Annotated in this window: 28 protein-coding genes and 1 pseudogene; 1 reads left to right on the forward strand and 28 read right to left on the reverse strand. The window is 40.1% G+C overall.

Features of this window, described 5'->3' with window-relative positions:
• Positions 1 to 133: 133 nt before the first annotated feature.
• Together MHH65_RS14390 and MHH65_RS14395 are read right to left on the reverse strand one after the other, a co-directional pair.
• Positions 134 to 598: a hypothetical protein gene (locus MHH65_RS14390; protein WP_101676411.1), complete on the reverse strand. Its 465-nt coding sequence runs from the start codon at positions 596 to 598 to the stop codon at positions 134 to 136.
• A 232-nt stretch (positions 599 to 830) separates the two neighbouring features.
• Positions 831 to 1,652, reverse strand: coding sequence for a GyrI-like domain-containing protein (locus tag MHH65_RS14395; RefSeq protein WP_098676709.1), 822 nt, complete (start codon positions 1,650 to 1,652; stop codon positions 831 to 833).
• Positions 1,653 to 1,770: 118 nt separating this feature from the next.
• Between MHH65_RS14395 and MHH65_RS14400 the strand changes: the two genes are divergently transcribed.
• The gene (locus MHH65_RS14400) at positions 1,771 to 2,229 is read left to right on the forward strand and encodes a GNAT family N-acetyltransferase (protein ID WP_098676710.1); all 459 of its coding nucleotides are present in this window, start codon (positions 1,771 to 1,773) and stop codon (positions 2,227 to 2,229) included.
• A gap of 39 nt (positions 2,230 to 2,268) precedes the next feature.
• On the opposite strand, the gene MHH65_RS14405 is transcribed toward MHH65_RS14400, so the two are convergent.
• The 26 genes and pseudogenes from MHH65_RS14405 to MHH65_RS14530 form a co-directional block, all read right to left on the reverse strand.
• Positions 2,269 to 3,075 carry an N-acetylmuramoyl-L-alanine amidase gene (locus tag MHH65_RS14405; RefSeq protein WP_101676413.1) on the reverse strand — a complete coding sequence of 269 codons (807 nt, stop codon included), beginning with the start codon at positions 3,073 to 3,075 and terminating at the stop codon, positions 2,269 to 2,271.
• Positions 3,076 to 3,129: 54 nt separating this feature from the next.
• Complete coding sequence (locus tag MHH65_RS14410; RefSeq protein WP_101676414.1) at positions 3,130 to 3,393, reverse strand: phage holin; 264 nt, start codon at positions 3,391 to 3,393, stop codon at positions 3,130 to 3,132.
• Positions 3,394 to 3,405: 12 nt separating this feature from the next.
• Positions 3,406 to 3,618, reverse strand: a complete 213-nt coding sequence (locus MHH65_RS14415) for a BhlA/UviB family holin-like peptide (protein ID WP_034317366.1) — start codon at positions 3,616 to 3,618, stop codon at positions 3,406 to 3,408.
• 36 nt (positions 3,619 to 3,654) lie between these two features.
• Complete coding sequence (locus MHH65_RS14420; RefSeq protein ID WP_180951396.1) at positions 3,655 to 3,798, reverse strand: XkdX family protein; 144 nt, start codon at positions 3,796 to 3,798, stop codon at positions 3,655 to 3,657.
• On the reverse strand, positions 3,795 to 4,115 hold the full coding sequence (locus MHH65_RS14425; protein ID WP_101676415.1) for a hypothetical protein: 321 nt from the start codon (positions 4,113 to 4,115) through the stop codon (positions 3,795 to 3,797). Before MHH65_RS14425 ends, MHH65_RS14420 begins: the two co-directional genes overlap by 4 nt.
• A gap of 15 nt (positions 4,116 to 4,130) precedes the next feature.
• Positions 4,131 to 5,447, reverse strand: coding sequence for a hypothetical protein (locus tag MHH65_RS14430; protein ID WP_252049752.1), 1,317 nt, complete (start codon positions 5,445 to 5,447; stop codon positions 4,131 to 4,133).
• Positions 5,448 to 5,570: 123 nt separating this feature from the next.
• A pseudogene (locus MHH65_RS14435) lies at positions 5,571 to 5,681 on the reverse strand (BhlA/UviB family holin-like peptide); the annotation flags it as partial.
• Between the two features lie 22 nt (positions 5,682 to 5,703).
• Positions 5,704 to 6,915 (reverse strand): hypothetical protein, encoded by a 1,212-nt coding sequence (locus MHH65_RS14440; RefSeq protein ID WP_144496346.1) that lies wholly within the window; start codon positions 6,913 to 6,915, stop codon positions 5,704 to 5,706.
• 13 nt (positions 6,916 to 6,928) lie between these two features.
• Positions 6,929 to 7,312 carry a phage tail protein gene (locus MHH65_RS14445; protein WP_024423249.1) on the reverse strand — a complete coding sequence of 128 codons (384 nt, stop codon included), beginning with the start codon at positions 7,310 to 7,312 and terminating at the stop codon, positions 6,929 to 6,931.
• An 11-nt stretch (positions 7,313 to 7,323) separates the two neighbouring features.
• A complete protein-coding gene (locus MHH65_RS14450; protein WP_268412772.1) occupies positions 7,324 to 8,247 on the reverse strand; it encodes a YmfQ family protein in 924 nt (307 codons plus the stop codon).
• Positions 8,231 to 9,280, reverse strand: coding sequence for a baseplate J/gp47 family protein (locus MHH65_RS14455; RefSeq protein ID WP_268412771.1), 1,050 nt, complete (start codon positions 9,278 to 9,280; stop codon positions 8,231 to 8,233). Before MHH65_RS14455 ends, MHH65_RS14450 begins: the two co-directional genes overlap by 17 nt.
• Positions 9,273 to 9,695 carry a DUF2634 domain-containing protein gene (locus MHH65_RS14460; RefSeq protein WP_041115871.1) on the reverse strand — a complete coding sequence of 141 codons (423 nt, stop codon included), beginning with the start codon at positions 9,693 to 9,695 and terminating at the stop codon, positions 9,273 to 9,275. Before MHH65_RS14460 ends, MHH65_RS14455 begins: the two co-directional genes overlap by 8 nt.
• Before the next feature lie 14 nt (positions 9,696 to 9,709).
• Entirely contained in the window at positions 9,710 to 9,976 is a 267-nt protein-coding gene (locus MHH65_RS14465; protein ID WP_024423253.1) for a DUF2577 family protein, read from the reverse strand.
• Positions 9,973 to 10,983 carry a phage portal protein gene (locus MHH65_RS14470; RefSeq protein WP_101676420.1) on the reverse strand — a complete coding sequence of 337 codons (1,011 nt, stop codon included), beginning with the start codon at positions 10,981 to 10,983 and terminating at the stop codon, positions 9,973 to 9,975. The genes MHH65_RS14465 and MHH65_RS14470 overlap by 4 nt, the downstream gene beginning before the upstream one ends.
• An 11-nt stretch (positions 10,984 to 10,994) precedes the next feature.
• Positions 10,995 to 11,663: a LysM peptidoglycan-binding domain-containing protein gene (locus MHH65_RS14475; RefSeq protein ID WP_034282467.1), complete on the reverse strand. Its 669-nt coding sequence runs from the start codon at positions 11,661 to 11,663 to the stop codon at positions 10,995 to 10,997.
• Entirely contained in the window at positions 11,656 to 15,924 is a 4,269-nt protein-coding gene (locus MHH65_RS14480; RefSeq protein ID WP_260983457.1) for a transglycosylase SLT domain-containing protein, read from the reverse strand. Before MHH65_RS14480 ends, MHH65_RS14475 begins: the two co-directional genes overlap by 8 nt.
• A complete protein-coding gene (locus tag MHH65_RS14485) occupies positions 15,925 to 16,062 on the reverse strand; it encodes a hypothetical protein (RefSeq protein WP_095357030.1) in 138 nt (45 codons plus the stop codon).
• A 41-nt stretch (positions 16,063 to 16,103) separates the two neighbouring features.
• A complete protein-coding gene (locus MHH65_RS14490) occupies positions 16,104 to 16,544 on the reverse strand; it encodes a phage portal protein (RefSeq protein WP_012011040.1) in 441 nt (146 codons plus the stop codon).
• A gap of 525 nt (positions 16,545 to 17,069) precedes the next feature.
• Complete coding sequence (locus MHH65_RS14495) at positions 17,070 to 17,513, reverse strand: phage tail tube protein (protein ID WP_024423257.1); 444 nt, start codon at positions 17,511 to 17,513, stop codon at positions 17,070 to 17,072.
• A gap of 1 nt (position 17,514) precedes the next feature.
• Positions 17,515 to 18,861, reverse strand: coding sequence for a phage tail sheath family protein (locus MHH65_RS14500; RefSeq protein WP_034282473.1), 1,347 nt, complete (start codon positions 18,859 to 18,861; stop codon positions 17,515 to 17,517).
• Between the two features lie 3 nt (positions 18,862 to 18,864).
• Positions 18,865 to 19,077: a hypothetical protein gene (locus MHH65_RS14505; RefSeq protein WP_034282476.1), complete on the reverse strand. Its 213-nt coding sequence runs from the start codon at positions 19,075 to 19,077 to the stop codon at positions 18,865 to 18,867.
• Entirely contained in the window at positions 19,064 to 19,519 is a 456-nt protein-coding gene (locus MHH65_RS14510; protein ID WP_268412768.1) for a phage portal protein, read from the reverse strand. The genes MHH65_RS14505 and MHH65_RS14510 overlap by 14 nt, the downstream gene beginning before the upstream one ends.
• A gap of 4 nt (positions 19,520 to 19,523) precedes the next feature.
• The gene (locus tag MHH65_RS14515; RefSeq protein WP_070325947.1) at positions 19,524 to 20,021 is read right to left on the reverse strand and encodes an HK97 gp10 family phage protein; all 498 of its coding nucleotides are present in this window, start codon (positions 20,019 to 20,021) and stop codon (positions 19,524 to 19,526) included.
• Complete coding sequence (locus tag MHH65_RS14520) at positions 20,018 to 20,374, reverse strand: YqbH/XkdH family protein (RefSeq protein ID WP_268412767.1); 357 nt, start codon at positions 20,372 to 20,374, stop codon at positions 20,018 to 20,020. The genes MHH65_RS14515 and MHH65_RS14520 overlap by 4 nt, the downstream gene beginning before the upstream one ends.
• A complete protein-coding gene (locus tag MHH65_RS14525; RefSeq protein WP_024423261.1) occupies positions 20,371 to 20,754 on the reverse strand; it encodes a DUF3199 family protein in 384 nt (127 codons plus the stop codon). The genes MHH65_RS14520 and MHH65_RS14525 overlap by 4 nt, the downstream gene beginning before the upstream one ends.
• A gap of 13 nt (positions 20,755 to 20,767) precedes the next feature.
• Positions 20,768 to 21,691, reverse strand: coding sequence for a phage major capsid protein (locus MHH65_RS14530; RefSeq protein ID WP_340719335.1), 924 nt, complete (start codon positions 21,689 to 21,691; stop codon positions 20,768 to 20,770).
• Between the last annotated feature and the right edge of the window lie 2 nt (positions 21,692 to 21,693).

Raw genomic sequence — 21,693 nt, forward strand, 5'->3', positions numbered from 1 at the left:
TTTGTTAATGTTTTTCTTTAAATCCTCAATTTCATTTTTGAGGATTTTATTTTCTTTCTTTATTTTTGAAACCTCAACGACTGTAAATAACAAAGTTGCAACTATAAGTAAAATCAAAATATACTCAAACATGTTAAATATCCATATAGTAGTCATCAAAGCCAAATGTCGCAGCAATACCTATTGCCGGTACTAATGCAGCTCTGAAACCCCATCTGTGTTTTTTGTAAGTTGATTTCGTTAACTGCTTGCGCTTATAAAGTTGATTGGCGATATAGCGACCGGCAGCATATCCACTCCCCACAATTGCGGTCATCCCAGTAATTATACCGATCACAACAAGTATAGGATTATGTACTGTGGCTTTATCTTCTTTGTCGAAAAGACTGTCGATTTTGAAGATGTCATTGTCAGTTAGACCAAGATCTAACGCGCCTTGATATAATTCAGCATCGTTTTTTGTAAATGATTCAGACGGTGTTTTTTGTTCATATTGTGGCTGATTAGCTTTTGCATCTGCAAACTCTCCAAGCGTACAGGAGATACCCAACGCAGCTACAATGGATAATGAAACTCTTGTTATCCATTTTTTATTCAAATCAAACCCTCCCCTTTTTAATCCCATCAAGCATAACTTAAAATATACAGTAATTTCCATAGTTACAAATGACCGAATGTCAAATGGTGTATTAGTAGTAAAGTATGTAATTTAAGACAAATAAAAAAGCCCCAATCCACTAAGGAAAGGGGTTTAATATTTTCATGCACTTCACATTGCATAATTCTTATTTATTAATCTGTTTGACGTATTGAGTTTGAATTGCATTTGTTTATCTCTCTTCAATTTGAAGAAGAATTTTAACATAAGTATTTTCGTAACCATCTACTGTCATCTCATCTAACATATATTCTTCATATGCATTCTTACCGATCTTTAATCCCTTATTTTCAACGAATTCCATTATTCTACGGTACGCATCTTCAATTTCACCACCAATCTCATAACCTACAGCATACATACCTTTTGGGCGTATAAAATAATTTATTTTCTCTGAATCACCCTTTATTTTCATATAGAAATGGCTGTAATTATAAAAGTCTTGTCCTAGAATTTGATCTTGCGAAAGGATACCTCCTATCGGATATCCTTCATCTAACTCATAGTGTTGAGCAAGATGGATGAGCTCTGAAATTGCTGCCACGTATTTTCTTTCAGATAAATTTAATGTTTTTCTACTTAACATAAATTCTTCTTCGGGTAAAAATTTTAAAGAAATCGATGAAAAATCAGTTTCAAGTGCCTGTTCAATTAATTGCATTTTAGTTTTTAGAATTTTTTGCAACTGATTAAATTTATGAATTTTCTTTTCAATATCAAGAGACTTTTCTTTAAGAACTTCCAATATCTTAGCTGGTGTTCTTTGCTTTATTAATCGTTTTATTTCTTTTAATGGAACACCAAGTTCTTTGAATAGACTAATGACTTGAAAAATTTCAAATTGATGATATGAATAATATCTGTAACCGTTTTCCCTTTTAATTTCTGGTGAGAATAAGCCTATCTCATCATAATGAAAAAGAGTTTGCTTTTTTATGCCGCAAAGCTTTGAAAACTCTCCTGTTGTGAAATACTTCTTAAAATCTTTATTCAAAAATAACACCCTCCTTGACTATATGGTAACAGTATACTTTATGATTTATGTACTTGGATAAGAAAATTTTAAGAGTCGCTAGTCGATACTAAACACAACAACATTGGAGGAATATGTAATGAATATAGAAATAAAGCCAGTAACTGATCATAATCGTGCGGCAGTATTGGATTTAAAAGTAAGTGAACAACAAAAATCTTATGTCGAGTCATCAAAAGTTTGTTTAGAAGATGCTGTAAAATGTGAATATTATCAACCAGCAGCACTTTACTATCAAGGTGATCTAATCGGTTTTGCGATGTATGGTTTATTTCCAGGGGATTCAAAAACAAACGAAGATGGGAGAGTTTGGCTTGATCGGTTCTTTATTGATGAACGTTTTCAAGGAAGAGGTTTGGGTAAGAAAATGCTTGATGCCCTGATTCGACACCTTACTAAAATTTATAAATGCAATAAAATTTACTTAAGTATATATGAAGAAAATAAACCTGCTAAAAATCTATATTTAAAATTCGGATTTCAATTTAATGGTGAACTGGACTTTAACGGCGAGAAAGTAATGGTAAAAAAGATATAAAACTTTTTGGAAATGAGCAGGCATAACCGCCTGCCCTTTTTATTTTAATAACTTTTCGAGCTTCGCTTTAGTCTTTGGACCATAGATGCCATCGGCAGCAAGTCCATGCATCAATTGGAACCGTTTGACCGCATCCGCTGTTTTCGGTCCGTAATAGCCATCAACACCGTTGTTTTTCGCTCCTTTGTCCGGGTAGTAGTAAACCGCCGCTAGGGCTTGCTGTACGGCTTTTACTGCTGATCCCTTTGTAAGAGGCTTTGTCACTTTTAAAATGCCAGAAGGCAGGTTGTATGTCTTTTTAGAAGGCTTGGAAGCTGGTTTTTTGGATGGTGCTGGTGATGCCTTCGTTGGTTTTGTAATTGTTTGCTTTACTGTACCAGCTAAAACTGCCTTATAATCAAAGACAGGACACGCTTTCCAAGAATAGCCCGGAAACTCATTATGACCTCTTGTTCTTTTGTAGTTCGGCATATCTTTCTTCAATGCCGTTACTAAAGCTCGGAAACTCGTTTCCTGTGCTGCTGTCGGCTTTTCACTTCTGAAATCGCCCACAAGACAAATGCCGATAGCAAAGCGGTTTGAGTTACCTACATGATAAGATTTGATTCCTAGATCATGATTCCATTCAATTGTACCGTCTTTGAGAATGACAAAATGATAAGCTACACCCGGCCAACCATTAGTGCTTACATGATAGTTTGCAAAAGCTGCGCTGTTTCCCGATGTTGTTAAGCTATGATGTACCGCGATGTCCGTTTTTGCATTGACACCCACATTTGAATAGCTCCCGTTTCTTTTTGTTTTTCCTCGAAGATCAACAAGCTTGCTTAATTGTCTAAAATTCATTTGTGTTCTCCCCATTCGTTTAATGGAATTTAAAAAGCCACCCGAAGGCAGCTTTTATTTTGTTAATCCTTTTTGTTTCAGGACTTCTTTTTGTAACTTGCCTTTGTCAGTCACATAGTTGTTTTTGAACCATGCAACAAGGGTTGTTACGATTGTGAAGATCATTGAGAAAGCAAGATACAATGTCTCAGCCAATGAAGTGACTTGATCCTCACTGATCGGCAATATTGGCTTGCCAAATAGAATTAACGCTTGGTTGATCAATGCCATAAATAGAAGCACCGTGCGGATCACCGTGCCTTTGTCGAAGTTTTTCATAAATGTTCCCTCCTATTTTAAATTCCGTTCAATTTTATCGAGCTTGTCGATCACGACATCATACTTTTCACTAAACTTTGCTAACACTTCATTTTGCGCTTCGATTTGTTCATTGAGCTTGTTTTCTCTTTCCTTTGTTGTGTTGAGAACATAGAACAGAATCCAGCAAAAAAGAACGGCAAATGGGCCTTGTGTCATTAAGTTTTGAACAACATCTACTTCCATTGGAATCACCTTCTTTCCGACAAAAAAATAAAGCCATTAGGCTTCGTATTTGTCTCCTGTTATGTCTCGATAGTCATCTGCCGAGATCCAGCCGATGCTTACATAAAATGCAATGTCCTCTGGGCCGTAACACTGCCAATCCCAAAATTGTTTGATATCTGCTACAGTTGGAAACATCATTTTGAAGTCCCCCCTTCTTGCATAGCCAATAACTGCGTTAATTGTTTAGATAACAAGGCATTTTGTTTCTTTAAAATATCTATAACACTTGGCGGGAGTGGGGCTGGTTTTAAGCTATCTATATATTCCTGTGTCGCTGATTCATACCATTGTTGTTTTTCCACATCAAAAGCTGCTTTATAAAAAGAAGGATTATTGGGTGGAGCAATTGTTGTGCATTGATCTGGAATGATATAATTTCCTTCATCATCCCTCTCAAACACTTCGATAGGTCTGACCAATTCATTTTGATGGTTGTACTCATAAACTTGTATCATACTATCACTTCTTCCTTAATTTAATGGGACGACCGTGTCTAAATAGTAGCCAGTTACTGCACTTTCATTCGCTGCCAGTAAACCAGTTAGCTTTAGCTCTCCTGTCTTATATATAAGTAATTTACTATGACCCGTTGTACCTGATACGGGAACTGACACCACAAGACCTTTCTCTGGTAAGCCCGTACTTGGAATACTTCCACAGATAACTTCTCTATTTGCTTTTAGGTGACCTCTCAACAATAATAAATTTCCCCATCTAGTATATTCAACTGGTCTATCTCCAATAGAAGAACCGCTGCCTAAGGTAACATTTAGCCACTTAACATTTTCAAAATCAGCATCAGTGACTAATTTTTTCCATCCTTTAAAGACTCCATCAGTATGAACAGTCCCGAACCAATGAGTGTTGTCGAAACTTCTGATGACATGAATGGTCTTTCTACCATTTACAGTTTCTAAGATATCGATATTAAACCAAGAAGAATCATTATCGACAGGCATATTTAAAACATTAGATCCAACAGCAAAGTAAAATCCGGATGGTAGCGTTAAGATATCAGTACCTATTGGCATTGAAAGTCTTAATCCCTTTGAGTTTAATAGGTGATGGTCATTGAGACGCTTCCAACCGCTCCACTCTTGTTGGGTGCCTGTTACATCAGTTGTTGAACGGTTAATATAGACATCTCCTGTATTGTTTGCACCGATGACCCAGCCGTAGGTATTTTCACTAAAAACAGACAAAGCCCTCATGGAACTTCTTGTCGGAAGATCTGGATGTGCTTCATGGATGTACCATGAGTGAACTCCCGGCAATTTTAACAGCTTATCTAAAATGCTAGGATCATCTGCATTAATTCTTTCAAAAGCTTTTCCATCATCAGCAGTGATTTTAGATAATTGTCCTGCATCCCATTTGTTTTTTTCATTTTGAGTCGGCATCTGCACCCAGTTAATTCCAATGTCTTTCACATGATAAGAAAAACAAAATGAATTGCCTGATGTGTCAATTGCAATTCCTACTCCAATATTATTTTGTCCTACAAATTGAAAGCCTCTTAATGCAGCATTTCCAACAGCAGGAGAATCAACTACTCCAGAACCTCCTGGGGCATAGAATGAGCAGGCACCTAGCGCTTTAATTTCCTCATAGATACTGCCACCAGCAGGGATATTAATCAATTGGGACCCGTTATCATTTGTCATTTTATATAGCTGCGATTTATTCCATTTCTTCTTTTCTGAATCAGAGACGTGAGGATTTGTATCTCCTGTATGAAGATTGAATTGTTCTAATAGTTCTTGGTCATTTTCAATCAAAATCTTCACTAGATTGTTAAAAAGATCTGCATGAGCCTTATCGCTCGTACTAAAAGGTTGAGGTGTTTTTATGATCTTTTTCTCCTTTCAAAAAACCATTATTATTAGGCGATGTTATGCATTGAACTTATGTTCTCGTTCCTTTGTTGTATTAAGCACATAAAACAGAATCCAGCAAAAGTGAACGGCAAATAGGCCTTGTGTCACTAAATCTTGAACGACAGCTACCTCCGATTTGTTCACACACTTTCTTTTTCAAATAATCCTATCTTAGCTGTGACAAGGTAACATAAGCTCTATTTACCGTAATGGTTCTCCCAGTGTTTTTGGGTGTAATATAAAATGTTAATTTGTCTCCTGCTTTAAACTTTTGTTGAAGGTATAATACACATACACTTGATGAGACCACAGGATTCCAGTTACCTAATCGTTGAAATTCTGTACCATTCACATAACATGACAAAATACTATCTGATCCAACAGGAATGTTATTGCTATTAAGATAAAGCCTAATTAAATACAGACCATTGTTTTTCAGTGTAATTTCAGCGCGCGAACGATTATACTCTCCTAGATCGTCTGATCTTGTATCACCAAAATTCAGTTTTGTTGGAACGTTTTCAACGGCTGATACAGAAGAATTATCGAGATCATACGTATCAATAAAAGAAGTATTATCCATATCCTCCTTTGTTAAAACACGTTTCCAGCCTTGCCACCCCAAATTTAAATCAAGATAGTTTGTATACATGTAATTGTTATAATCTATTGCTATGACCCATCCAAATGTACCTTTTCCATTACTATCTTGAGAAGTAAAATGATACATACCACGACACGATCTTGTTGTTGGGCTGTTTAATGCTTTACCTGTAACATAAAATGTTCCATGCCTTGGACCTAAAGAAACTACCTTTTCGAGTAAATCTTCACCATCAGAAACAGATAGAATCACCCCTCCATTATCCGCAGTTATCTTAGATAGTTGCCCTTCATTCCATTTATTTAAATCGTTTATACTCGGAAGAGGTGTCCAAGTAATAGTCGTATGCCCATGATTGTAATAAAAGCTGTATGCCTTCCCTGCTATATCTACCGCAAAGCCTGCCCCTATGTTATTTTGGCCTACTATTTGCATGCCTCTCAGTGATATATTTGACGATGATGGAGAATCTTCTACTCCAGGAGCTGCGTAAAATGTACATGTTCCTTTATCCTTAATCGCATCAAATATTTTTGAATCTGCTGAGACATTGATAAGCTGCATACCGTTGTCTGCAGTTATTTTATAAATTTGTGAGTCATTCCATTTTTTCTTTTCTTCTTCAGATGCATGGAGGTTCATATCCTGAGTGTGACTCGTAAGCTGTTCTAACAGTCCATTGTCGTTTTCAAGCAAGGTTTGGACCATTTCATTGAATAAATCAGCATGAGCTTTGTCACTAGTTTCAAATGTTTTTGGTGAATTTATTTCCATTTAAATCCCTCCATTAATAAATATCATCAATCTCAAAAACAAATTCGATGTCGCCGTCTTTTTGTTTGTCTGTCATGGTGCGAATGGCGGTGAATTTGCCGTCTTCGTCGACAAGTGCTAGTTCGTTGATCACTTCTCCTGCCAGTTCTCCTTCGGCGATCGTGCAGGTGTAGCGGATTTTTGCTGGTTCCATGAAGGTAAACGAATCAATATTTTTTTGGACTAGTTCTTTTTTGAGTTTTTGTTCAGTGCCGTCTAGTGAGATCGGTTTTCCATCCTTCGTTCCCCCATTTCCAAAGGCCATTTTGACGACTTTTGTGAGTTTTGTTCCTTCAGCTCTTGCCTTTGCCATTTGTTGACGTGCATACAGTGTTGTTACGGTTAATTGATCAGCCATTGTGATCCTCCTTATAAATCTATTTTTTTAGAAGTTGCTGCTAGCATTTTTGATCCATCCAGCGGAACAGATCCATCGAGAATCCAGTAATGATCTTTGATCAGTAAGCTTCCACCCTGCTCAGTTTGGACATGTACTGGCAGACGGAACGTCATCTTCTTCTTGGTTTGATGCTGGAGCTGATTTTTTGTGCGTAAAGTCAATGCCGCTCCTTGCTTCGTTTCATGTACCGCTCCAGTCATGACATAGTTCATGCGATATGCTGTTTCTGACTGATGTTGAAGCCGCATTCTCATGTTTAATGAATGCCGAAAACGAGCAGGCACATCCGTTGTACCTCGTGTTCCGCTGAGATAAAACGTACCATTTAAGACAAATTCACCATTGAGTAAAATCGGGATATGATCGAAAAAACCCACTCTGCTGCGCAGTGTGAGCCTCCCGTGATGATCATTTTTTTCATGTACGTCGGTATGATGAAAAGCTGTGAACGTATAAGCCAAGTGTGCAGGTTTTAACGTTTCAAGTATTTCTACAATATATCTCGTGTTTTGCAGATCATCTAAGTTCACACGTAAGGCGAAATGATACCGATTGGTTGTGAGACGGATGACAGCACTTGGATTCTTGAGAAAGCGATTGACTGATTTCTCTAATGAAAGATACGTGATTGGCGGAATATTTGACATCATATTGAGTAAGCGTGCCCTTCGCAGTTCAATTGAATCATCTGATTCCCGCTGCACCTTCAGCATTCTTTCCCATCTGTTTAATCCCCATGTCGCAGTTAAAGGAAAGAACTGATCCGTTAAGTCGAAAATGGATTCGTCCAATTGCTCAAATTCCGGTGCCTCTGTCTTGAGCAGGTGATCCACTTCATAAATCTTTGTAAAATATGGCGGCAAGTAGTTTTTCATTTCATCCTGTTTGCTCAATAACCTTCACCTGCCTAAGACGCGGAATCTCAATGTCCTGTAATACTAAGTTTTTCGACTCCCCATTCAATAACACATCTGCATAATCTGACACACTTTCTGAATGGTACAGAATATCATTTAAGGCAGACATTCGAATGGTACTCTTTTCAAATGCGATTGATTTTAACAGCGTCTTGACCTTTTCTTCTATTTCTTTCTGAGCTCCTTCAAGGGTCCAGTCCATTTGAAGTTCGACAGTCACTTCTATGTCGATATCCAGCCATTTGGCGCTTTCAACGATTGCTTTTGAGCCTATAGGCGCTTGTCCTTCTCCTTCACCCGGCACTGGGTCGATATATTCCTGTACTCTTTTGACAAGAAGGTCTGATGCAACATCTAGATTGCCATCTGTGATGACAATTTTGACCGTCCCTTCTCCGTTCCAAAGCGGGAACACTTTCGCTCTGCCAACACCGGGCACTTCTTCAGCCCATTTTTTATAATGCGCCCTGTTGGCACTGACAGCCTCCCGCCTCGCACGTATTAAATATCGATCATATAAAGAAGCGTCATCTTCCTCCTCTTGACCTGGTATCACCAGTTCTTTCATCTTAATCGATTCAAGTCCTGGAATTGTATCAAGTGACAGCAGCGGCTGATCTGTTAACTGAACATTGCCGGCTTTACCAGGTGTCTCGCATTCTAGCGTGCCATCCTTCGAATACTGGAAATAAACGTCTTCAATAAAAAAACGTGAACCAGCTGGAATGTTGATATTTTCTGGCTGAATGGCCGCTGACCAAACTGCTTTAGTGGCTGGTTTTCTTTCAATTCCTACTTCAGCAGCCCGCCGATCTAGAAACTCTCCTTGTGCTGTATCTGCAAAGACCAGCTCAAACACTTGATCAAGCCAAATATAGGACTGGGCCAATTCAGCGGCAGCAGGTGCCAAGGCATTCCAAATGACGCTGTTTTCTCTTTTATCTATATCATCTGGCAGTCTATCCAGCATTCTTTCCATTAATGCTTCGTACGTTTGTTCCTCAAACATCGCCCTCCATCACCTCCTCTATTTCTAATGTGCCCTCATCTGTGACAATTGCTAGTTTGACATGAAATGAGTCATTTTGCTTTGTGACCTCTAACTCTTCAATATGGTCAATCCGCTCGTCAACGAGCAGTGCTTCCTCTAGCAGCCTTGGAATTTCCATTTCTTTGTATTCATCCGTGGCTTCTGTATCCGTCAACAGCTCCTGAATTTCAGTACCAATGTCGTGGCTGTAGATAGGATGTGCATACCGCTCTGTCCTAAGTGTCATATAAACGAATTGCCGAATTGCCTCGATGCCTGAAATGGTTTCGCCTGTCAGCCTGCCAGTTTCAAAATCTATTCGATACGTCGTCGAGGTTTCGACTTCTTCATCTTCTTCTGTTTCCTCGATTTCTTCCTCTGGTGAAAGTGCCACGTTCATCACCTCCCTTACAATTTGTCGATGATGTAAAAGGACTGGCCTCCTGCCATTGCAAGCACCATAATACTGTCTCCCCTTTTCAGCTCATCATCCTCACCCTTATTTAAGCGCTTCGGCCAAATCAGTAATTCTTCTGGAATGATCAGCTTATGATTTTCATTTAATCGGATGCTCAGAGGGGAAACTGCCGTGACTTCTCCGATGACAAGATCAATTGGAGATTCTGCGTCTACTGCATTCACTGCCAATCGTTTAATCGCTTCACTTAATCTCACGCTTGATCACCCTTTGGCATGGAATTTTTCTCAACAACATCAATGGTCATGGTGTGTTTCACCCCACTGAATTCATGTTTGTCTTGATCGATCCAGTAAGTTTTTTTCACGTTGATTTCAGGAATTTTCAAATAGATTGGGAGACCGCTTTGCAGCTCTGGAATTCCTAACGCTTGTATGCTTTTGACTTCTTGTTTGACGCCTTTTTTCTCTGCCAGCCGTACTTTGGCTCTTTTTTGCAGCTGCGGCTGGTTGATTTGCCCTGTGACTGTCTCAACATGCTGTAAAATACCGTATTTATTCTGACCGGCTTTATCCTGTTCAATCACCACAATCTCGGATTTACTGCCTTTTTTCTTATTCTTCCCCTGTTCATCAGCAGACGTACGCATCTTGACTCGAGTGGCTGTCTCTTCAATCGAGGTGCTGTATTGATAACTGATGAGATTGACGCCTGATTCAATGACCCAGACGTCCTCTGGATCAGGCCAGGCTCTCAGCCCCATCTTGCCTTTAGCAGAAAAGATTTGATAGTTTCTTCCTGTTTGCCGCTTCGTTTCTTTCAATGCTTTCAATATCATGTCATACAGGCTCGTGTCATTTTTAAAGACTAGTGATTTTATGACATGTCCTGTATTGGAGATAGAAGTCATTGGAATTTGAAAGTCGGCTCCAATCCGCCTTAAGATTTGATCTGCTCTTTGATTTGAAAAAACATAGACATCTTGGTTTTTCACCAAATATTGGAGCATATCGTATGCAGTAAACGTCAGCTTTCCTTCAACCGGCGTCCGCGAAAAAACAATGCCTCTAAACAGCTCTTTTCCTTTCCATTTAAAAAGAACCGTGTCCCCTTCCGAGACACGGTAATATGTTTGACTGCCTTGTTTTGTGATAATATTTGCCTGAATTGAGCGAGGGGCTTGATACCTTTGCCCCTGAAGTGTCACACTCTCTGTGACAAGCTCATACATGGTGCCGCTTCTGATGGCAAAAAGCTCGATCAATGCCAGCCCCCCTATTGTGGTATTTTCAACCTTTGTCCAGGGAAAATCCAATGCCCCGGCTGCTTAATATTGCGTCTGCTACGTTTAATCATCGCTAATTTATTGGCATTCCAAATACGCCGCCATTTTGTACTGTCGCCATAAAACCTGCCAGAAATGGCCCATAGCGTATCCCCTTTTTTGACGGTGTACATTTTTGGTGGTGTTTTTGAAGGTCGTTTCTTTTTCGTTTGTTTTGCTTTTTTCTTACGTTTTATTTTCCTAGGAGATGCAGTTTTGTATTCCTTTAACTCGATCGTAAATTCACGATCTCCAATATCATATGACCCTTCCTTGTGGGTGAAGCTTTCAATGCTGCACGTCATATTGATTTTTGTTCCAGTTACAATCAACCGCACGGATTTCTTTGAACGCATCATTCGTTCAATTTTCGCGATAGCATTCTCTGGTGATGGAATGCTTTTATATTCAGCAATCGGCGAATATTTCTTAGGAAATAATGAGGTGAATGATACTTGTTTAGCCGATGGTACGTCAATAAAGGTCAGTTCTCCAAAAGAGGCGACCTTTACCGTTTCATTTTGTACGTTATTTGTGATTTCGAGTTCGGATGGAAGGACAGGGAATCGCAACTTGTCCTTTCCTTGGGAAATCCACAATTGATACACTGATTTACCCATCAATTACGACCCCCTTCGTTCCTGTATGAATCTCTACTTCTAGTTCATCTACAAGCATTTGTTTAATTTTTTCGACTAGCGATTGCTGATCTTGTCCATTATGGAAATGCTGATCTCCATTGAATTGAATCGTAATCTGTTTATTACCTGGCGAAGTTGTACTGCCAGTAGACTGAGCTGAGGTAACTTGCTGCATCTGTGCTTCCGGTAAAGGAGCAGATGCATTTGATGGATCATATACTTGCATCCCAAGTGCCTTGGCTGCCTGCGTCAATAAATACCTTCCGCGAATGCCTCTTTCCTCTGGAATGATCCATTCGCGTTTATTTCCTTCACCGACTCTAGCCACCTGCTCTTGAGTAATCAATCCGCCATTTGCATAGCCTTTATAAGGTCCGCCTCTTCTCATACTTCGTAATCCCGGCGTGTTGAAGACTGTTCCATATCTTCCCTTAATGTAGTTAATAGCTGCTACGGCATTATGAATTGGGTTCCAAATGTCATTCATGCCTTTGCCTTTATTGGCGTTAAACGTCGTTCCAATGGTTTGCATTAAGCCTTTAGAAGGGGTTCCCTTTTTGGCGTTGGAATCCCATAAGTTGATCGCTCTCGGATTTCCACGTGACTCATGCTGCGCGATGGTCATCAGACCTGGAAGCCAGCTCATTGATGTACCAGTTGCCATGATAGCCGCCATGAGCCATTGTTTAATATTAAGCCCTGAAGCTCCCATACCGCTGAAGGCACCGATTAATGAACCAGCCTGATTTTCAGCAAATTTTTTCACATCAACTGAGTCAAGCCCTTTGACAACACCGATTGACGCAAATTTCCCAAGACTCATCATGACGCGTGAAGGGGAATGAATGTCTAATTCCTCTCTAAACGCCTGCTCTACTTTCTTCGCCATTTCTTTGGCTGCTTGCGTGACTTCGCTTCCTTTGGAACGAATGCCGCTGTTAAAGGCGTCAATCATTCCAGAACCCCAGCCTGGTGATTCTTGTTTTGCTTGCAGGAATGGTTGTTTGATGTGCTGATCTACGTATTGGCTAGTACCAACTGATGTGGCATTTTGCCCTGCCGCAAAACCACTAACCGTTCCAGAACCCCAAGTTGGTGATGCCGTCATCACTTGTTGGTATGGTGCTTTTACACGACTTTGCAAGAAGCTATCTGTTCCTGTTGGTGTCATCTGCTGACCATTTGCAAAGGCAGAAACCGTTTGCTGACCATACTTACCTGAGTCTGATGTCAATTGACCAAAAGGCTGCTGAATATTCTTTTGTTTCCATTGATCAAGAGAGATGACTTTACGGTTTAACCCTTGTTCAAAATCGTTATTAAATTGCTCGCCAATGCTAGAGGCTTGAATGTTCGCATTCATCGAGACTGATCCGCCTCCGCTCATTGAACCTACAGAAGATGTTAGAGTTGTAGGTGCTGGGGAGCTTGACACTGGATTTCCTGCCGCTCCGCTCGGGACAACAGACATTCCAAGTTGAGAAGCAGCCTGTGCAAGCAGCATCTTACCGCGCCCTCGGTTATTTTGAGTTGGAATGACAAATTCGTTACCAGCTTCACCGACCCATGATAAGGTTGGCTGGGTGATATAGCCGCCTGTGGCGTTATTTGCTGCTTTCTCAGACGGTTTCAAACCTGTTTTTTCTTCACCTTTTTTAATAAAGATATTAAGAAATTTCCCACCAATTTTTTTAGCCGTATCAAATACATTTCCTACAACGCCAAAGATACCTTCCCATGTTTTCTTTAAAGTTTCAGCATGCTCTTTCAAAGGATTAAATACTTTCTCTTCGAACCATGAACTCACTTTTTTCCAGATACCCTTGATCGTTTCCCATGCTTCATTAAATTTTTCCCACACGAATTCAATTGCTGGCTTGGCATATTTTTGATAGGGTTGCCATACATTTTCATCAAACCAAGTTGAAACTTTCTCCCAGGTAGTTTTAATCCAGCTCCATGTATTTTGAAACAAATTCCACACAAAAGTAATGGCTGGCAGGGCATAAGTTTTAAACGGTGTCCAAACGTATTCATTAAACCACTCAGAGAATGCACCCCATTTTTCTTGAATCCAGTTCCATGTATTTTGAAACAGATTCCATATAAACATAATTGCAGGTATTGCATATGTTTTAAAAGGCGTCCAAACGTATTCATTAAACCATTCAGCGAATACACTCCATGTCTCCTGAATCCAGTTCCACGTTTCAACAAGTTTATTCCATACCCAGCCAATTGCTTCTATCGCATATTGACCAAATGGGTCCCAAACATTTGTTAAAAACCATTCAGAGAATACACCCCATGTTTCCTGAATCCAATTCCATGTGTCAACAAGTTTATTCCATACCCAGCCAATTGCTTCTATCGCATATTGGCCAAATGGTTCCCAAACATAATCCATGAACCATTTAGATGCTACTGCCCAAATATTTTTGATAATTGTCCAAGCAACATCAAATACACCAACTACAAAATTGATAATCGGGACTGAAAAATTATAAATAGGCAGCCAAACTTTTTCCATGAACCAAGAAGAAAGCTGTCCCCATTTTTCAGTGATCCAATTCCATGTCTCACCGAAGAACGTTGTAATAGGAATTAAAACATTATTATTGATCCAGCTCGAAACTTTGTTCCAGATTTCTTTAATCCACTTAACTGCATTTTCAGCACCTTTGACAATGTCATCCCATTTTTTCTTCAAGGTTCCATCATCAAACATTTTACCGATCCATTTTCCTAAGCTTTCGCCTAAAATACTACCTAAGATTCCGCCAATTGCTGTGCCAATACCTGGTGCAATCATTGTTCCTATCGCGGCACCACCCATACCACCAGCGACGCCCCCGCCGAATCCTCCTACTTTTTCGCCTACATTTTCTTTTGTTGTGCCGATTAATTCTGTTGCACTAAGCAAGGGCCCAAGAATTGGTACCTTTTTTAATAGCTTACCTGCTCCTTTACCTAAATTTTTAAATGTATCTCCTAAGCCTTTTAGCTTATCGGTATCTTTGAGCATCCCAGCGAGCCCTGCGATAGCCATAACACCTGGTATTTTTTTGGTTAGACCACCTAATTTAGTTGGGAGCTTTCTATTCTTTTCCACCCTTGAAGTTCCCGTTGGATTATTCGGTTGGTTTTTGGGTCCATTTCTATTATCTGTTCGGGCAGTTCCCGTTGGATTTAAACCTTTTGCACAACAAGAACAGCAGCTTACTCTAAATAAACCTTTTTCATTTTGCGTTTGGTCTGAGTTCTGGTTACCCGGTTGCCCTGATGAAGCATTATTATTAGATCCACCCGAGTCATTCGTTTGATTTTTCGGACCAAGGATCCAATCTAATCCTTTGTTAACCCATTTATCTAAATAATCCTCAGGATTGATTTTAATCTTCTCACTAATTCGTCCGATCACTTCTTGCTTGTATTCGTCGATTTTTGTTTCAATCCAAGGTAGCGCCTTCTCATCCCAAAATTTTCTAGGACTCAATTTTTCCTTCAGCTTATCGGTAACGTCACCTGCATATTTTTCAATTTCTTTTAGTGCCTTATTTCCCAAATTACCCAACCAGCTCTGTTTGTTTTCATTCGTTTTTGTAGCAGCAGTTGCATTAGGTTGCTTTTTTACTTTCTTTTCTTTCACAACAGACTCTGCCTGATCTCGTTTTTTCAGCTTACTTTTTGCATTGTCTTGAACAGACACTCTGATTTCGTGTTTGGACATCGTCAAGCTTTTGAGTGTCTTTTTGATTCGTTGAATTGCAGCCGTGGCTTGGTCAACCATGTTTAATCTCATATAGTACGTTCTGTTGATGAGCTGAAGGATTGATTTTTTGATCGATGACATTTTCGCTGACAATTGATCGTTTAGTTTAAACGTCAGCATAATGGAACTTGTCCCCATTTGTTTCAAACGATCTATGTTGGATTTAATGACATTCAGCCCCTTCGCTTGAAAGGATATGACCAGATGATTTGGAATCATATTTAACTGATTGTTCAATGCTTTTAGATCCCGATAGATTCCTTGATCCAGCCTCATAGAAAATACTGAAACTTTCCGCAGCGATAAAGTGAGGTTTCTTAATTTCTTTTCATCCATTTCCAGACTTATTTTCACTGGTTTTCTAAATGGTTTGAGCTGCTTCTCAAACGTTTGAAATCGTTTTTGAATGCGTAATAACTTCTTCGACACCCGGTCTTCTAATTCAAATCGTGCTGTAAGTTTCGCCAATTATTTACCTCCTTTCTTTGCTTCTTTTTCTAGCATGTCTAGCTTGTAGCTGATGAGTCCGAAAAGGAATGCTTTGAACGGTCTTGGGGATTCGTATAATTCCAGGAGTTCAGATGGGGAGTAGTGAAGCTCGTGCATTGCGTAATATAAAAACACCGCTTCTTTATCCCCATCTTTTATTAGTTTTTTGCTGCTTCTTCTAAATCTTCAATTTCATCTTCGAATCCGTTGATTTCGATCGCTTTGTTTAACCAGTTCGCATATTCACCGCCGACTGACAGGACCCGTTTTGCTACTTCAACTGGATCTTGTGTGCTGTAGGCTTCTCTTAATTCCTTTGAGCGGAAATCTGGGTAAATCGTCGATTCAATCGCAATACGTGCGTAGAAGCGCTGGCTGTCTAAGTCTTTCACACGTCCTCTGCCTTTGACATTTTTGAAGGTTGTGTTTTCTTTTTCCAATTCATCAATACGTTCAGTTGTAATGGCTTTAAAGACAAAAGGAATGACATTCCCTTTTTTATCAACAAAACGCTTAGAAATCGGTACTTTGACTTCTTCCGCTTCTACTGTTTGTCCTGGCATAAAAAATGAAAGATCAAATGTTTGTTTTTCACTCATGTTTAAAAACTCCCTTTGTTATGTTTTTTTGAATGCAAAAAAGCACATCCATTTTTTGAATGTGCTTTCCAATCTTTTCATGTATAATTTAAATTGTACAATTGAACGGCTTGCTCAAGGGCGTCTGGCTCATCCCCGATAGGAAGGGGGTGATGCATATGTCAACATTTGAAGCGATTTCCCTTATGCTTTTATTCGGGATGTTTATCTTTACTTTGTTGACGTATATAGACAAAAAATAGACTCCCCTTGAGCTGTGGAAGGTTAAAGGGAAGTCTACCTAAAGAACCTATTCGAAAAGCCAGCCCCTTGAAGGGCCTCATTGTACATTGCCGGGATGTTAGAGCATCCTGGCTTCTTTTTATTTTATGCAAATCGCTTTGCATGTAAACATATTTTAATGAATCGAATACAAGACGTCACCAGAAGAAATGAAGACGGCTTCAAGACGGTTGTATTACAACTGCATTATAGCATATTCAGTTATTATTTTGCTAATTAATTAGCTAATTTCCTCCACTTTTCTTAGAATGTATTCTTCAGCTTTTCAGGCAGATCAAAGTCCTCGAATGTGAAAGGAACTTCTTCTTCAAGCGCCTCTGAATCAACATCCAATCCAGCGATTTTAGCAGAATCAAAGTTGACATCAAATAATGTCACACGCTCAGTGCCACGGCCTGATGATTTATCGTCAATGACAGCTTGAAGAGTGAAATATGGATCTTCTCCTTTTTTCACATAATTGAGCATTAATTGAACGAAACGGGACGTAACTTTATAGAATGTTGCCGTTCCTGTTCCGTTTGCTCCAGTTGTTTTATGTCCAGTCATTCGGCGGCCCATGACGTTGACTTCTGATTTGTTTTTCTCCACGTTTGCTTCGAAGGTTTTGATAAATGCAAGCTCCTCACCTTCTAAGAAAAGACGACCTTCTTTACCTGAAATTGTATTTTGCGCTTTAAAAGCCATCTTACTTCACCTCCACATTGAAATAGAATTTTTCTGCTGCATCTACTGGTTGAACCGCTAAATCGATGATAAATCCATCACGATCTTCATTGAGACCGATCACGATATCTGTTTCTGAATTAAAGCCTGTAATGCCGCTGCCATCTTGAAGCTGTGTAAGATACTGAGTAATCAGTGTTTTCACAAGCTGCACACCATCATCTGATGCTGGAATGTCATTGCCATTGGCTTTACGTAATTTAATCAGATTTTTTAATTCGAATGTTAAATCATTGTTGATCGCATCAAGCACACGAATGATTTTATTTTTCGCCAATTGCTGGTTCTTTTCAGCTGTAAAGCTAGTCAAGGAGTTAATATCTTTTTCAACACTCACGGTACGATCTCTCGCATCAAAGGTGAAAAGGAACTCCCCTTGTGATAATCGGTATTCTACTTGATCATTGTCAAGGCGTTCTAATGTATCGACTGCTCCTTCGTATTCAACAAAGGTCAATGACTGATTGAAATTTGCTCCGGCACTTGCACCTGCGACCCATGCTGTTGTTTGGGCAGGTGTTAGTTCTGTTCCATCTTCGAGGACAACGCCGCTTGTCACATTGATGATTCCTTCTTGGTCCGCTGCATAATTCGCCACAACCCCTTGCACCTTACGTCCTTGCTTATCACGTAGACGCTCGATAAATGAAGCGAAGGTTGCTTTTAATTGCTCACTATTATCGACTGGAAGGGCAATGACATCGAAGTATTCTGTTTCTGCTGCTTCTAGGAAAGCTGTATAATCTGCGACACTTGCCACGCCGTTTTTCCCGCCGCTTAGTGCCACACCTGCTGTGATGACGGCTTCACCTTCACCAGAAAATTGAACGTATTTGTTTTTCACAAGGTCTTTGACATCAGTGACGACCTGTTTATCCACAATATCTGTTCCAAGATAAGTGATCACATCGCGTTTTGTGCTATCAAGTACATTTTCTGCGACTTGTACTGTGATCTCATTTCCTTTTAGGCCGCCATAATTTGCTGTGACGACAAAATTTTCAGCAATTTCGGCTTTGGCCGGCTCTCCTTCATTTAGGCGGTAAAGCAAGACCGTTTGGGCTTTTTTCTTTGCTTCACGGAAAAGAAGAAGTGACTTATCATCAATGTTGAGTCCAACCTTTTTATTTAAATCTTCCATGTTTGAAACGGAAATAAAGGTTTTGGGTTCTCCCCAGCTCATCACAAGGGGAAGTGCCACTGTACCTCGATCGCCTAAAGTAATTCGCTGCTCTGCTGTTGTTTTAAAATTAAAGTAAATACCAGGACGCTTTTTCTCTGTACCTGGTGTAAAAGTGCCTCCGTTCATCCTTTAAACCTCCTTGGACAAAAAAGCATCAATGTGCTTTTTCGCTTCTGTTTTTGTAATTGGTTGATGTTTGATATAAAAAAGAGCCCCTTCAAGGATTTCTGGTTTGACCCCAAAAAGATCCTTACTGTGCTCCTTTAAGGCTTCAAATGAAAAGCCAAATTCTTTTTCTTCGCCGGCTGTTTGAGCGGGCTGAGCATGTTTAGTCTTGCTCACGTTTGATCACCCCATCTGAAAAGTTGATATCTTCAAGGCTTGCCTGTTTGTCACGGTTATACCAATAGCTGCTATCCCACGTCAGGACAATCGCTGCTACGCCTTGATCTATCATTCTTGTTTCCACTCTTTTTATGCGGACATAATCATCAAGCACCTCTCCGTCTTCACTCATCATCTGAATGATTTGACGATCAGCAAGCAATGCATCAACGATTGATTCTGCCGCATCATGTGCTTTTTCTGTATCAATATGAAAGACTTTCACTTGCAGCGAATAAGATTTCATAAAGGTAGAGACCGTATCTGGACCACTGATCACTGTCACAGGCGGCACGTAAACGGATGGCACTTGAAAGCGTTCTGGCAAAAGACGATCATACATTCTCACAGGAAAGTGTGTGTAGATATAATGCATGATTGCCCCGACTTCTTGATTCATTCCATCACCTCCCAAAATGTCGATCGAACCAGCTTTGCAGCTTTCGATCCAGCGACTGGTCAAACATTTGCTCATAGAGCATGACAGCATGATCCCAGTAGCCATTGCCATCAATCCATTGAGAGGCAAGCATCATTCCTGTACTTGCATTCGGATCATATTCAAAGCGGCTGCCAGTCCATCTGCCAGGCACCCATCTTCGCTCTCCACTTGAAGAAGTGGCATGTCCGTCATTGACATAGGAGGCATATTCAAGCTGCGTTCCCACTTCAAGTGTGAGGCCGCCTTTTGAAATGAGAAAATGATTCTCCTTATCGCCTTGTGTAAAGGATCTAAGAAGCCGGCCTGTATCAACAGCATTCTCCTTGATTAATTCATCCTGAATGATGTCTAAAAACTGCAGGCCCATGTCCTTCAGCCAATCTTGATATTCTGCCTTTAAGCCGCCATCACCCGCTGTCTGCAGCTGTGAAATCAGCCGGTCAAGTCCATCAATTTTCATAGATTTTCCTTCCTGACTGCCATCACTTCGATGTGATGATTTTTCACTTTTTTAGGCTGCTGTAATTTGAGTGACACGCCATTCCACACCATTTTGTCATGCAAACGAATATCAGTTGCTAAAGGAAAATGGACAAGATAGGATTGATAAATGACTGTATTCGGCTCTTCTTGCACAAGTGACTGGTTTTTTTCTATGACATAACAAGCAAGATCGGTCAGGCTGGGAGCATCGGGATAGGAAAGTGTTATTTGTAAATCATCAGCTGGAATTCCAAATTTCCCGCGGGCAGACTCCTTATGCTCAAGGTGAAAAAGATCACAGCGATCTGTTAATAGAGATTGATAGCTCATAATGACCTCACCTTTAACTTGGCACTACCGCCGGTCAATGTTGGTTCAATGTAATCTACAAGCAGGGCATATACATAGGGTCTGCCTTTCACTTGATCAGCTGCCTTCGCATATGAATAATCGCCCATTTTCTCTGACGTAAAGCCTTTCATCATAGATTCGTCATCATTCAGCATGGCAAAATATTGGGCCATTTTTAATAATGCGATTCTTGCTTTTTCAGGGAGGGGCTGATATTTTTCGCTTGAGAAATCGTGACCTACGATCTGAAATACCGCAGCTTCTGCTTCGATAATATCTGCTGTCAGTCTTTCCACAGATCGATTTTTCACACGATCAAAGACAGAATAGGCTTGCAGTTCTTCAGCAGAAATGATCATGGCCTGCCGTCACCTACTCTTTCACTTTCATCACTTTTGCTACAGCATCCTCTTCCTCAAATTTGCTGTCTAGCTTCGCTGTGAGGACAATAATAAATTTACGGCTGCGAATATCTTTTTCTACTTCAATTCGAATATTACGAGAGAAACCTACGATAATATTTTTAGGGTGTGTCAGCAAAATATCTGATACGTCTGTTCCCGCTTCGTCATATGCCTGCATATTGGCAAGACCTTTGACCGGCACACCAAATGCAGAAGAAAGTCCGCCTTGAATGGCCGCATCTCCAAGGCCTGTCTGACGGTTTGCTACTTGATCCTTCCACTCAACCTCTAAGCTTGGGGATGTGTAGAAACGGAAATCCTGAGGTACACGTAAATATTTTGACGGCATCGCTTTATAGGCTTGCTTAAACATTTGGCGGCTGATTTCCGCTCCGTTTGCATCTACGATATGAGAAACTGCTTGTTTTCTCACGCCATCCATTTGAGCTAAAAATGGATCTGCTGAAGTCGTATCGCCATTGACGATGAGCTCTTCAATGTCAACGGCTGCTCGTTCAGCTAGCATTTGCATAATCGTCTGCTGAATGCCGTCTTTCTCAATATTGTTTTCAATGCTGTCATAGGTCATATGAATCTCTGCGATGACCTCTTTCGCATTTAGCTGGACAGTGCTTGTCGCTGGGACAACACGGTCTTTCGCATCAAGTGCTTTGCCTTCTTCTGCTGGGCGCAAAATACGCTGGCCAAAGCCGATTTTTTCGATTTTTTGTGAATCACTTTCCATTGGAATGATACGTGCATCATTTAAAACGGTTGGTGTATTTTGCATCATTCTAATGAATGTGTTGGATTGGGTTGCGTTCATGAGACCGCCGGTTTTTAAGCTGGCAAGTGTCATTTCGGCCTTGCGAATCAACTCTTGATTTCTCACAC

The organism is Bacillus sp. FSL L8-0654, assembly GCF_038629965.1.
Lineage (GTDB): Bacteria > Bacillota > Bacilli > Bacillales > Bacillaceae > Bacillus > Bacillus safensis.